The 12,370-nt window shown below is 57.3% G+C and carries 10 protein-coding genes; 3 read left to right on the top strand and 7 right to left on the bottom strand.

What is annotated here, in order from left to right:
- The first annotated feature begins 112 nt into the window (after positions 1 to 112).
- On the top strand, positions 113 to 565 hold the full coding sequence (gene iagB, locus IM317_RS17095) for a type III secretion system invasion protein IagB (protein ID WP_029739471.1): 453 nt from the start codon (positions 113 to 115) through the stop codon (positions 563 to 565).
- Between the two features lie 142 nt (positions 566 to 707).
- Complete coding sequence (locus tag IM317_RS17090; RefSeq protein ID WP_033145065.1) at positions 708 to 2,543, top strand: chitinase; 1,836 nt, start codon at positions 708 to 710, stop codon at positions 2,541 to 2,543.
- Between the two features lie 77 nt (positions 2,544 to 2,620).
- Here the strand turns inward: IM317_RS17090 and IM317_RS17085 are convergent, their stop codons facing one another.
- The 4 genes from IM317_RS17085 to poxB form a co-directional block, all read right to left on the bottom strand.
- Positions 2,621 to 3,634, bottom strand: a complete 1,014-nt coding sequence (locus IM317_RS17085; RefSeq protein ID WP_033146514.1) for an NAD(P)-dependent oxidoreductase — start codon at positions 3,632 to 3,634, stop codon at positions 2,621 to 2,623.
- Positions 3,635 to 3,726: 92 nt separating this feature from the next.
- A complete protein-coding gene (locus IM317_RS17080; RefSeq protein WP_033145066.1) occupies positions 3,727 to 5,163 on the bottom strand; it encodes an SDR family oxidoreductase in 1,437 nt (478 codons plus the stop codon).
- 10 nt (positions 5,164 to 5,173) lie between these two features.
- Positions 5,174 to 6,175: a low-specificity L-threonine aldolase gene (gene ltaE, locus IM317_RS17075; RefSeq protein WP_033145067.1), complete on the bottom strand. Its 1,002-nt coding sequence runs from the start codon at positions 6,173 to 6,175 to the stop codon at positions 5,174 to 5,176.
- 38 nt (positions 6,176 to 6,213) lie between these two features.
- Positions 6,214 to 7,932, bottom strand: a complete 1,719-nt coding sequence (gene poxB / locus IM317_RS17070; RefSeq protein ID WP_033145068.1) for a ubiquinone-dependent pyruvate dehydrogenase — start codon at positions 7,930 to 7,932, stop codon at positions 6,214 to 6,216.
- A gap of 151 nt (positions 7,933 to 8,083) precedes the next feature.
- Here poxB and IM317_RS17065 point away from each other — a divergent pair, with 151 nt between their 5' ends.
- Positions 8,084 to 8,518, top strand: a complete 435-nt coding sequence (locus IM317_RS17065) for a DoxX family protein (RefSeq protein ID WP_033145069.1) — start codon at positions 8,084 to 8,086, stop codon at positions 8,516 to 8,518.
- A gap of 90 nt (positions 8,519 to 8,608) precedes the next feature.
- On the opposite strand, the gene hcr is transcribed toward IM317_RS17065, so the two are convergent.
- The 3 genes from hcr to IM317_RS17050 form a co-directional block, all read right to left on the bottom strand.
- Entirely contained in the window at positions 8,609 to 9,577 is a 969-nt protein-coding gene (hcr, locus tag IM317_RS17060) for an NADH oxidoreductase (protein ID WP_033145070.1), read from the bottom strand.
- Between the two features lie 10 nt (positions 9,578 to 9,587).
- Complete coding sequence (gene hcp / locus IM317_RS17055) at positions 9,588 to 11,240, bottom strand: hydroxylamine reductase (protein ID WP_033145071.1); 1,653 nt, start codon at positions 11,238 to 11,240, stop codon at positions 9,588 to 9,590.
- A 144-nt stretch (positions 11,241 to 11,384) separates the two neighbouring features.
- Positions 11,385 to 12,284: a lysine exporter LysO family protein gene (locus IM317_RS17050; RefSeq protein ID WP_033145072.1), complete on the bottom strand. Its 900-nt coding sequence runs from the start codon at positions 12,282 to 12,284 to the stop codon at positions 11,385 to 11,387.
- Between the last annotated feature and the right edge of the window lie 86 nt (positions 12,285 to 12,370).

Raw genomic sequence — 12,370 nt, 5'->3', positions numbered from 1 at the left:
GTAAGTAACTTGCCCGCCATCACGGTCCACGTCCCGAGACGGGCGTGGGCCGTAAATCAGGAAACAGCGCGATAAGCGCGTAAGGAGACAATGAAAAAGAGCCGGACTGAAAATGAAAACGTTATTTTTATTGTTGCTGATAATAAGCCATAGCGTCTTTGCCAACTGCTGGGATAAAGCCGCCAGTTATTACCATGTGGATCCTTATCTGTTGTATGCCATTGCTAATGTTGAATCGGGAATGAATCCCAATGCGATTGGACAGAATAATGATGGCACGCGTGATGTGGGCCTGATGCAGATTAACAGTTCACATTTTTCCGAGCTGGAGCGAAAAGGCATTAATGAGTACCGGTTAATTACCGAGCCCTGCACCTCAATTATGGTTGGCGCATCGATATTATCCGGAATGATTAAAGTTTATGGCTATAACTGGGAGGCGGTCGGCGCCTATAACGCGGGTCTAAAAAAAGAAAATTACCCGCAGCGCATGGTCTATGCCCGTAAGGTCTGGAATAAATATCAGAAATTAAAACGTAGCACCCGTAACCGTTATTATTATTGATTTTTGTTTTTTGAAGAGTACCGACTGGTGTTCTTCATAAAACGAAAACTGCTCCCGGGTTTATTTATTAAATGATTAATAAATAAACCGCGAAACAAATTAACTTTTATATACCCTTAATATAATTAAGAGGACCATTGACATGAACAAAAGAACATTACTCAGTGTTCTTATCGCGGGCGCATGTGTTGCACCGTTTATGGCTCAGGCAACCCAGCTGCAGGCCAGCAGCGAACCTTACACCGTTAAGGCCAGCGATCTGCAGAAGAAAGAGCAGGAGTTGACCAACTTCCCGCTGATGGCTTCAGTGAAGTCAACCATCCGCACGCTGGACAACAGCCTGGTGGAACAAATTGAGCCGGGTAAATCGACAAACCCGGAAAACGTCAAGCGCGTGGAAGGGATTATCAAGGCCAGCGACTGGGAATATCTCTTCCCACTGCGTGCGCCGGAATATACCTACAGCAACTTCCTGAAAGCGGTCGGTAAATTCCCGGCACTGTGCCAGACCTATACCGATGGTCGTAACAGCGATGCCATCTGCCGTAAGTCTCTGGCGACCATGTTCGCGCACTTCGCGCAGGAAACCGGCGGCCACGAGTCCTGGCGTCCGGAAGCCGAGTGGCGTCAGGCGCTGGTTTACGTGCGTGAGATGGGCTGGAGCGAAGGTCAGAAGGGCGGCTATAACGGCGAATGTAACCCGGATGTCTGGCAGGGTCAGACCTGGCCGTGCGGTAAAGACAAAGATGGCGATTTCGTTAGCTACTTTGGTCGCGGTGCGAAACAGCTCTCCTATAACTACAACTACGGCCCGTTCTCTGAAGCGATGTACGGCGACGTCCGCGTACTGCTGGACAAACCTGAGCTGGTGGCGGACACCTGGCTGAACCTTGCTTCCGCGATCTTCTTCTTCGCCTACCCGCAGCCGCCAAAACCGAGCATGCTGCAGGTTATCGACGGCACCTGGCAGCCGAACGATCACGATAAGGCGAATGGTCTGGTTCCGGGCTTCGGCGTGACCACGCAGATCATCAACGGCGGCGTGGAGTGCGGTGGCCCGACTGAGATCGCCCAGTCTCAAAACCGTATCAAATACTACAAAGAGTTTGCCAACTACCTGAAGGTGCCTGTTCCGTCTAACGAAGTGCTGGGCTGCGCCAACATGAAGCAGTTCGACGAAGGCGGTGCCGGCGCGCTGAAGATCTACTGGGAACAGGACTGGGGATGGAGCGCGGATACCCCGTCAGGCCAGACCTACTCTTGCCAGCTGGTGGGTTACCAGACGCCATTCAGCGCCTTTAAAGAGGGTGACTACACCAAATGCGTGAAGCATTACTTCAACGTCAACGTGGTGGGTGAAGACGGCACTTCCGACGGCGGTAGCGTCACGCCAGCTCCGACCCCGACCCCGACCCCTGTCGACCCAACGGACGAAGGCAACACCACGCCGGTGCCGGACGATAACACCCCGGCTCCGGAAGATAATACGCCAGCGCCGGTAAACCATGCGCCGATAGCAAAAATCGCCGGTCCGGTGGGGGCGGTTGAAGCGGGTAAATCTGTTTCTCTGAATGCGTCTGGCTCGACCGACGAAGACGGTAACCACCTGACTTATACCTGGACGGCTCCGAACGGCCAGACCGTAAGCGGCGATGATAAAGCGATTATTACGTTCAATGCACCGGAAGTGGCGGCGGCGACGCAGTATCCGATCAACCTTACCGTCAGTGACGGCGAGCTGAGCAGCACTACCACCTATACGCTGAACGTACAGGCTAAGCAGACCAACGGCGGCCAGACCGGGACTTACCCGACCTGGACTTCCAAAACCAAATGGAAAGCAGGCGATATCGTTAACAACCGCGGCCAGCTGTTCCAGTGCAAACCTTATCCGTACAGCGGCTGGTGCAATAACGCGCCATCCTACTACGAGCCAGGTAAAGGGATTGCATGGCAGGACGCGTGGACTGCGCTGTAATCAGCAAAACAGCAAAATGACAAACGGCAACCTTCGGGTTGCCGTTTTTTTCTCATCGTAAAAATGCAGGACCCGATCTACCGATGCAACTTCCCGTGATCCCGCAGCCACGCTGCCGTAAGCGTAATCCCTTCATCCAGCGTTACGATCGGTTTGTACCCAAGCTCGTTCTCCGCCCGCGAAATATCCAGCGTGAAATCAAAGTTAAGCTTCGATACGCCGTAATGCGTCAGCGCAGGCTCTTTGGCCGATTTACTGCCAAAACGCTCCATGCTGCGGGCAATCATATCCAGCATTGGGTAAGGGACTGAACGGATGCGGCAGTCGATCTGCAGCTCGTCAATTAAACGCTGCACAATGCTGCGCAGCGTGCAGGGTTCGCCGTTCGTGATGTTGTAGGCGCGACCGGAGATCAGCTTATCGCAGTCCGGCTGGCTTGCCAGCCACATCGCGTGAACGGCGTTTTCGTAATAGGTCATATCCACCAGCGCATCGCCGCCGCGCGGCAGCAGCACGCTGCCGTAGTGGTGCATCATCTGCGCCAGGCGCGGAATAAACACTTTGTCGTGCGGCCCGAACAGGCTCTGCGGACGTAAGACCGTAAAACGGGTGTGCGGGTTCGACTGTGCCAGCAGGTCAATCACCTCTTCGCTGGCCGCCTTGCTGCGGGCAAACTCGCAGGCAAAGCGAGCGGGACGGAAATCTTCCTGCACGTCACGATGGTGGTGATAGTCGAAATAGAGTGAAGGTGACGAGATATGAATAAAGTTACGCACGCCCCAGGCAACGGCCCATTCGCCCAGACGGCGGGTTGCCCGCACGTTGGCGAGATCGAAGGCTTCCTGGGTACCCCACGGGGAGGTGAAGCTGGAGCAGTGCCACAGCGTGTCGATACCGGCGAGCATCACTTTCGCCTGAGAGGAGACCAGCTCCGTCAGGTCAGCATGGACGAACTCCGCGCCCATTTTTTGCAGCAGTTTTCCCATCGCTTCGTTGCGACCGGTAGCCCTGACGCTAATGCCCTTGTTGCGCAGAAATTCGACCGCATTTCGGCCTAAGCCGCTGGTCGCCCCGGTAACCAGTACCTTCATATCAATCCACTGTGTTGAAAAGAATTTCGTGCGCATTCTTTCGTGAATTACGGCGCTATGCAATGGGAAAGGTGAAAGAAAGAGAGTTTTATTTAGATCTTTTCCGTCTTTTGTTCTGCCCGTTGCGCAATCCGCTTTGCCATTCCGCGGAAGATAAACAGGTGGGCGGGGATCATCAACAGCCAGTAGAACAGACCCGGCATTCCGTGCGGATGCCACCAGGCGCGGACGTCCAGTTCACGACAATCGCCTTTGTCTTTCAGGGTAAAGCAGAGTCGGCCCAGCCCCGGGGCTTTCATACCGAACAGCAGCGCCAGCTGTTTTTCCGGCTCGACGATGATGACCTTCCAGCTGTCGACCGCGTCGCCCACCTCAAGATACGGGCGTGCCGGGCGGCCTTTTGCCAGCCTGTGCCCCACCAGCAGATCCATTGCTCCGCGCGTTTGCCACAGGATATTACCGAAGAAATAACCGTCTTTGCCGCCAATCTGGTTCACGACTTCCCACAGATCTGCAAGGCTGGCGGAAGTTTTCACCGTGCAGCCCGCCTGTTTCGGGTAATAGCCGTACTCCGGCCGCCAGCGGGCAAACGCCTGGGCGTCGTAGCCCCAGTCGCTGGAGTTCACCAGCTGCTCTTCCTCTTTCAGCGTATTGCGCACGGCATCATCAAAGCGGATCAGATCCTGGGGAATGAGTGCCCGCAGTTCGCGATCGTCCGCCAGTAAATCATGTTTGAGCCCCTGGATCAGCGCTTTGGCGGTCGTCGGCGGCACGGAGGTGATCACATTCAAAAACCACACCGAAATCCAGCGGGTTGGAAAGGGGATGGGGATCAGCCAGCGGCGGCGGCCACTGACGCGCATGAAATGTTCGAACTGCTCCTGATAGCTCAGCACTTCAGGGCCTGCCGCCTCCAGCACGCGGTGTTGCTCCGCCGGGCGATCCAGCAGGGCCACCAGATAATGCAGTAAATTCTCCAGCGCAATCGGCGTGGTGCGCGAGCGTACCCAGCGCGGCGGCGTGAGTACGGGCAGGTTGTAAACCATATCGCGCATCACTTCGAAGGCGGCGGAGCCTGCGCCGACGATGATCCCGGCGCGCAGTTCGGTGACGGGGATATTCGCCCCGCGCAGGGTGTCAGCCGTCAGCTGGCGGGCGCGCAGGTGATCGGACTGCTCGTGTTCGGGCGCCTGGAGCGAGCTTAAAAAAATGACCTGCTTCACCGGGGTTTGCAGCAGGGCGTCGCGAACGTTCATCGCCACCTGCCGCTCGTGGGCGATGAAATCCCCGCCTTCGCCCATGCTGTGCACCAGGTAGTAAAGCGTGTCGACCCCTTCCAGCAGGGCGGGAAGTTCCTTCGGCCAGTTGAGGTCAACGCTGTGGCAGGTAACGCCAGGCAAACTGAGCTTTTGCAGGCGTTCGGTGTTGCGTGCCGCTGCCAGCACCTGGTGTCCCTGCTGGCTTAACGCCGCGGTAAGATGCTGACCGATGTACCCGCTGGCGCCGAGCACCAGAATTCGTTGCGGCACGTGATGCTCCTTATCGCTGTAAAAACGCCTGCCAGTGTTTCACCACGTCCGCCAGCTGTTCGCGGCTCACGTCGAGATGCATGACCAGGCGCACGACGGGTGAGGCGTTGATCAGCACGCCACGTGATTTCATAAACTCACCCAGCGCGGCGGCGCGGTCATCGCCCACGCGTACGAACAGCATGTTGGTGTCGTGGCGCATCACGTCGGCGCCAATCTCGCGCAGCTGCGCCGCCATCCACGCGGCGTTGTCGTGATCGTCCTTCAGGCGCGCCACGTTATTTTTCAGGGCATACAGCCCGGCAGCCGCCAGAATACCCGCCTGACGCATGCCGCCGCCGGTCATTTTACGCCAGCGGTTGGCGCGCTTGATGTAGTCCGCGTCGCCCACAAGCAGAGAGCCCACCGGCGTGCCCAGGCCTTTAGAGAGGCAGATGGTGAACGAGTCGCAGTATTGCGCAATCTCCTTCAGCTCGCAGCCATACTCCACGACGGCGTTAAAGATGCGCGCGCCGTCCACGTGCAGGCCGAGCCTGCGCTCGCGGGTGAATTCCCACGCTGCTTTCAGGTATTCGCGCGGCAGGACTTTGCCGTTGTGGGTGTTTTCGAGGCTGAGCAGCCTGGTGCGGGCGAAGTGAATATCGTCAGCTTTGATTTTCGCCGCGACTTTATCGAGCGGCAGGGAGCCGTCCGGCGCGGCGTCAATCGGCTGCGGCTGAATGCTGCCGAGCACCGCCGCGCCGCCTGCTTCATAGAGATAGTTATGCGCGCCCTGGCCGACGATATACTCTTCCCCGCGCTCGCAATGGCTGAGCAGCGCCACCAGGTTAGCCTGCGTGCCGGTCGGCAGAAACAGGGCCGCTTCCTTGCCGCTCAGCTCTGCCGCGTAACGCTGCAGTTCGTTGACCGTTGGGTCATCGCCGTAGACGTCATCCCCGACCGGGGCGGCCATCATCTCTTCGAGCATGGCGCGGCTCGGGCGGGTTACGGTATCGCTGCGTAAATCAATCATTTCACATCCCTTTATTTTAAGAGGTCATGCGAAATGTTTTACCTGAGCCAGTTGGTTTTTGCCAGTTCGATCACCTCGTCGCCGCGCCCGCTGATGATGGCGCGCAGCATATACAGGCTAAAGCCTTTGGCCTGTTCAAGCTTGATCTGCGGCGGGATCGCCAGCTCTTCTTTGGCGACGACGACATCCACCAGCACCGGACCGTCGATGGAAAATGCGCGCTGCAGGGCTTCGTCCACCTCTGAGGCTTTCTCCACGCGAATACCGGTGATGCCGCAGGCCTCGGCGATGCGCGCGAAGTTGGTGTCGTGCAGCTCGGTGCCGTCCGTGAGATAGCCTCCGGCCTTCATCTCCATCGCCACGAAGCCCAGCACGCTGTTGTTGAAAACTACAATTTTCAGCGGCAGCTTCATCTGCACCACCGACAGGAAATCCCCCATCAGCATGCTGAACCCGCCGTCGCCGCACATCGCCACCACCTGACGCTCCGGGGCCGTCGCTTTTGCGCCCAGCGCCTGCGGCATGGCGTTGGCCATCGAGCCGTGGTTGAACGAGCCGAGCAGTCGACGCTTGCCGTTCATCTTCAGATAGCGTGCCGCCCAGACGGTTGGCGTGCCCACGTCGCAGGTGAATATGGCGTCGTCGTCCGCGAAATGGCTGATCTGCTGCGCCAGATACTGCGGGTGAATGGCTTTGTCGCTCGGTTTGGCGAGGTCGTCCAGCCCCTTGCGAGCGTCGCGATAGTCACTCAGGGCCTTATCAAGGAACTTGCGGTCCGTTTTTTCTTCCAGCAGCGGCAGCAGGGCGGCAAGCGTGGATTTGATATCGCCCACCAGCGCCATATCGACCTTGCTGTGCGCGCCGATGCTGGCCGGATTGATATCAATCTGAATGATTTTCGCATCCGTCGGGTAGAACGCGCGATACGGGAATTGGGTGCCGAGCAGGATCAGCGTGTCGGCGTTCATCATGGTGTGGAAGCCGCTGGAGAAACCGATCAGACCGGTCATCCCCACATCAAAGGGGTTGTCGTACTCGACGTGCTCTTTGCCGCGCAGGGCGTGAACAATGGGGGCCTTAAGCTTACCGGCGAATTCAAGCAGCTCCTTGTGCGCGCCCGCGCAGCCGCTGCCGCACATCAGGGCGATATTGCTGGAGTAACGCAGCAGCTGAGCCAGCTTTTTCAGCTCCTCTTCCGCAGGCGTCACCACCGGCTGCGGGGCGTGATACCAGTGGGTGCTGGCCCCTTCCGGCGCGGCCTTGAGGGCCACATCGCCCGGGATAACGACCACAGAAACGCCGCGGTTCAGCACGGCTTTGCGCATGGCGATCGCCAGCACCTGCGGGATCTGCTCCGGGGATGAAACCAGCTCGCAATAGTGGCTGCATTCACGGAACAGCTCCTGCGGATGCGTCTCCTGAAAATAGCCGCTGCCGATTTCGGAAGAGGGGATATGGGCGGCAATTGCCAGCACCGGCACGTGGTTACGGTGACAGTCAAAGAGGCCGTTGATCAGATGCAGGTTGCCGGGACCGCACGAGCCGGCGCAGACGGCCAGTTCCCCCATGATCTGTGCTTCAGCGCCTGCGGCGAAGGCGGCAACCTCTTCATGGCGCGTGGGCATCCATTCGATGGTCTTCATCTTGTTGAGGCTGTCGCTAAGTCCGTTCAGGGAATCGCCGGTTACGCCCCAGATACGTTTCACACCAGCCTGTTCGAGCGTTTTCGCTATATATGCAGCAACGGTTTGTTTCATGGTTGTCCGTCTCCTTTTTGTGATATCGCTTACAAGCTTAGAAGAAAGTCTCCGTATTGCCCGTCGCATGCCCCCAATTAAAAGGTGCTTTTCACGCGCAAGTATTCGGCATAATCTGGTGATATCTCAGTAAAAACAGGAAATATTTCAAATGGTTAAATCATTGTTAATCGCTGTTAATGAAAAGCTATCGTGCGACGATCTTGGCAAACTCTTGTTACGACTTGCCGTCGGCGGGCTAATGCTTTTTCACGGTTTACACAAGCTTTTTGGCGGCGTGGGCTTTATTAGCGGCATGCTGGTGGAAAAAGGGCTGCCGGGATTTATCGCCTACGGGGTGTTAGTTGGCGAAGTGGTGGCGCCGATCCTGATTATTGTCGGGCTCTTTACGCGTCCGGCCGCGCTGGTGCTGGCCTTTACGATGATTGTGGCGTGGCTGATGGTGGGAATGGGTGAAACGCTTGCCCTCGATAAGGTAGGCGCATGGGCGATTGAAAGCCTGGTGTACTTCTTTATCGGCTCGCTGGCGGTCGCGTTTTTAGGGGCGGGGCGGTTTGCGCTGGGTAAAGCGCCCGCGTGGCGGTGAGGTTGTTGTAGGTCGGGTAAACGCAGCGTCACCCGACAAAAAGCCCGGTGGCGCTGACGCTTACCGGGCCTACGATCGAACGCTTACCGTTTATGCGAGGACCAGATCGCCCTGTGGATGGCATGAGCATGCCAGCACGTAACCCTCGGCAATTTCCGCGTCGGACAGCGTCATGGTGCTGGTGACGGTGTACTCCCCGGAAACCACCTTCGTCTTACAGCAGCCGCACACGCCCGCACGACAGGCAGCCACTACCGGCACCTGGTTGCTTTCCAGCGCCTCCAGCAGCGTGGTCCCCACGCGGCCAAAGAAGGTCTGCGCAGGCTGCAGTTTGGTGAAGGTAATGCCGCTTGTTGCCGCTTCCGCCACCGGCGTGAAGAACTGCTCTTTGAAGAAGCGGGTCACGCCAAGCGCTTTCACCTCTTTCTCCACGATATCCATGTACGGCGCCGGGCCGCAGGTCATCACGGTGCGGTTCGCGATATCCGGTACGCTTTGCAGCAGCTCGCGGCTCAGGCGACCGGGCACAAAGCCGTGGGTCGCGTTGTGCTCCGCCACCAGCGTCACCGGATAATCACGCCATTCCCCGGCAAAAATCACATCTTCCGGGGAACGGACGCTGAAGATCGACTGCACATCGGCCTGCGGGCGATTTTTTGCCAGCCAGCGGCGCATCGACATAATTGGCGTTACGCCACAGCCCGCCGCCAGCAGCAGGAATTTATCGTCTGCTTTGTCGTCACAGGTGAATTCCCCCTGCGCGTCAGACAGCCAGATATAATCCCCGCGCTTGACGTCCCGCGTCAGCCACTGAGAGCCCGCGCCGTCGTCAATGCGGCGGACGGTGAGCGTAATGTACTCGCTCACGCCCGGCGTGGAGGAGATCGTGTAGGCGCGCAGCGTGTCCGCCGAATTGCGAACGCTGACCAGCGCGTACTGGCCTGCACGGTACGGATAGTAGTCATGGCACAGCAGCGACAGCGTCCACACATCCGGCGTCTCCTGATGGATGTGATGAACCTGCATCCGCCACGGACATTGTGAGGTTGGCATGGTCATGAATTACTCCTTACGCGCTCAGCAGCTGTTTCATATCATCTTCAACGTTGGTCACGGAACGCAGGCCGAATTTCTCGTTCAGCACCGCCAGCAGGTCCGGCGTCAGGAAGCCAGGCGCGGTCGGGCCGGTCACGATGTTGGTGACGCCGAGCGAGAGCAGGGTCAGCAGGATGACAATCGCTTTCTGCTCGAACCATGACAGCACCAGCGACAGCGGCAGGTCGTTCACGCCGCAGCCCAGTTTCTCCGCCAGGGTGACCGCCAGAATGATGGCCGAGTAAGCATCGTTACACTGGCCCGCATCGATCAGGCGCGGCAGACCTTCGATGTCGCCGAAGTCCAGCTTGTTGAAACGGTATTTGCCGCACGCCAGGGTCAGGATCAGGCAGTCTTCCGGCACGCTGGTGGCGAAATCGGTGAAGTAGTTACGCTCGCCGCGCGCGCCGTCGCAGCCGCCGACCAGGAAGATGTGGCGCAGCTTTTCACGGCTGACGAGATCGATCAGCGAATCAGCGGCACCCAGCAGGGTTTCACGACCGAAGCCGACGGTAATAAGGTGCGGGATCTCGCTGTACGGGAAGCCTGCCATCTGCTGCGCCTGGGCGATAACCGGACCGAAATCGTCACCTTCAAGATGGCTCACGCCCGGCCAGCCGACGATGCTGCGGGTCCAGATGCGGTCATCGTACGCGCCGACGGTCGGGTCGATGATGCAGTTAGAGGTCATCACAATAGGGCCAGGGAAGCGGGCGAACTCCACCTGCTGGTTCTGCCAGCCGCTGCCGTAGTTACCGATCAGATGCTTAAATTTACGCAGCTCCGGGTAGCCGTGCGCCGGCAGCATTTCGCCGTGGGTATAAACGTTAACGCCGGTACCTTCGGTTTGCTTCAGCAGGTTGTAGAGATCTTTCAGGTCGTGACCGGAAATCAGAATGCACTTGCCTTCGGTTGCCTTGACGTTGACCTGCGTCGGCGTCGGGTGGCCGTAGGTGCTGGTTTCACCGGCATCCAGAATGCTCATCACGCGGAAGTTCATCTGGCCAATTTCCATTGAGCACTCAAGCAGGGCGTTCATATCGGCAGGCCAGGTGCCCAGCCACGCCATGATTTTGTGGTACTGGGCATAAATCTCATTGTCGTACTGACCCAGAACGTGCGCGTGCTCCATATAGGCCGCAGCGCCTTTCAGGCCGTACAGGCACAGCAGGCGCAGGCCGAGAATGTTCTCGCCAATCGCCGCTTTGTCTTTATTCGGGGTGAATTCTGCCGCCTGACGCTGGAGGTCGCCCAAATCGTCGCTGACCAGCTGAAGTTCTGACATCGGGTTTTCCACGCGAGCGGAGGCATCCGCCTTCAGGCACTGGGCTTTCAGCGCCTCACGCAGGGCAATCGCTTCGCGGGCGTAGCCGACAATGCGCGGAGAGTCGAAGTTAACGTTGGTCAGCGTGGAGAAAAACGCGCGCGGGGCGAAGCTGTCGACGTAGTGGTCGACAATACCGTATTCGCGGGCTTTGAACGCCCATGCGGAAAGGCCTTGCAGAGCCGCAATCAGCAGGTCCTGCAGGTCAGATGTTTCTGCGGTTTTGCCGCACATACCCTGTGCGTAAGAGCAGCCATTGCCTGCCGGGGTACGGATGGTTTGTTCACATTGCACACAAAACATAATCACACCTGTTAAAGTTATATTTGATATACATGTTTAAGGTTATGCCTGTGCCAGAACGGAGAAAAGGGCTTTCTGCTACAAAATAGAGGGAGATTGATTTAGCGCAATTTTGGCGGCAGGAAACCTACCGCCAAAGAAGTATCAGGCAGAGAAGAAGGCCATCAGGACCGGAACCAGCAGGCTTAAAATAAAGCCGTGCACGATAGCCGCGGGAACCATCTCCAGACCTCCGGAGCGTTGTAGTACCGGCAGGGTAAAGTCCATCGACGTCGCGCCGCACAGACCCAGCGCGGTAGAACGACTGCGGCGAACCAGGCTCGGGATCAGCATGATGGCAATCAGCTCGCGCGCCAGATCGTTAAAGAAGGCGGCGCTGCCGATCACCGGTCCGAATGATTCGGTCAGCAGAATACCGGAGAGCGAATACCAGCCAAAACCGGACGCCATCGCCAGGCCGGTTTTCAGCGGCAGATCGAGAATAAAGGCGTTGATGACGCCCGCCACCATTGAACTGGCAACAACCATAACCGCAACCATCATTCCCCGACGGTTGAGGACAATTTGTTTCAGCGTCATGCCATTATTTCGCAGCTGAATACCGATCAGGAACAGCAGGAAGATCAGCGTATATTCACTGGCCTCAGTCGCGTGCTGTAAAAATGCCCAACCGGTCAGCCCAAGAAGAAAACCGAGCACCACGACGCCGCATAATTTTAATGATTCAAGCGCCATTGCAATTCGTGAAGGGAGTTTTTCCTGATGATGGTGATTTTTCCATGGAATAGTGCGTTCCAGCCACAGCAGCGCGGCAATATTGCACAGCAAAATAACCACTACGGTGACGACAGAATAATGGAGGATGGAGAGTAAATTCGCCGATAAGTTGTCCAGAAATGCCAGGCTAATCCCCATAAAGAAAAGAATAACGTAGACAATCCAGCTCAGGAATCGATTAATGAGCCTTAATGCGGATTCACGATGCAGCGGAATAAGATAGCCCACGATCAAGGGCAGCAAAATGATGAGGAGTCCTGAAAACATGAACAGCCGGTCCTTTTTGAGTATCGGTTAAGCGCCAGTGACACTACCCAATAAAGGCTGTTCAGTAAAGCGGCAAAAGAAAGCCG

It is taken from the genome of Enterobacter cloacae complex sp. S3 (assembly GCF_014930495.1).
Classification (GTDB): Bacteria; Pseudomonadota; Gammaproteobacteria; order Enterobacterales; family Enterobacteriaceae; genus Enterobacter; species Enterobacter asburiae_B.
The sequence above is the reverse complement of the archived record's forward strand: the minus strand, read 5'-3'. Positions and strand labels throughout refer to the sequence as shown.

Coding starts and splice junctions, on each gene's coding strand:
- IM317_RS17065 (WP_033145069.1), top strand. CDS start 8,084: ATGGTTAAATCATTGTTAATCGCTGTTAATGAAAAGCTATCGTGCGAC.
- poxB (WP_033145068.1), bottom strand. CDS start 7,932: ATGAAACAAACCGTTGCTGCATATATAGCGAAAACGCTCGAACAGGCT.
- IM317_RS17090 (WP_033145065.1), top strand. CDS start 708: ATGAACAAAAGAACATTACTCAGTGTTCTTATCGCGGGCGCATGTGTT.
- IM317_RS17050 (WP_033145072.1), bottom strand. CDS start 12,284: ATGTTTTCAGGACTCCTCATCATTTTGCTGCCCTTGATCGTGGGCTAT.
- hcr (WP_033145070.1), bottom strand. CDS start 9,577: ATGACCATGCCAACCTCACAATGTCCGTGGCGGATGCAGGTTCATCAC.
- iagB (WP_029739471.1), top strand. CDS start 113: ATGAAAACGTTATTTTTATTGTTGCTGATAATAAGCCATAGCGTCTTT.
- IM317_RS17085 (WP_033146514.1), bottom strand. CDS start 3,634: ATGAAGGTACTGGTTACCGGGGCGACCAGCGGCTTAGGCCGAAATGCG.
- hcp (WP_033145071.1), bottom strand. CDS start 11,240: ATGTTTTGTGTGCAATGTGAACAAACCATCCGTACCCCGGCAGGCAAT.
- ltaE (WP_033145067.1), bottom strand. CDS start 6,175: ATGATTGATTTACGCAGCGATACCGTAACCCGCCCGAGCCGCGCCATG.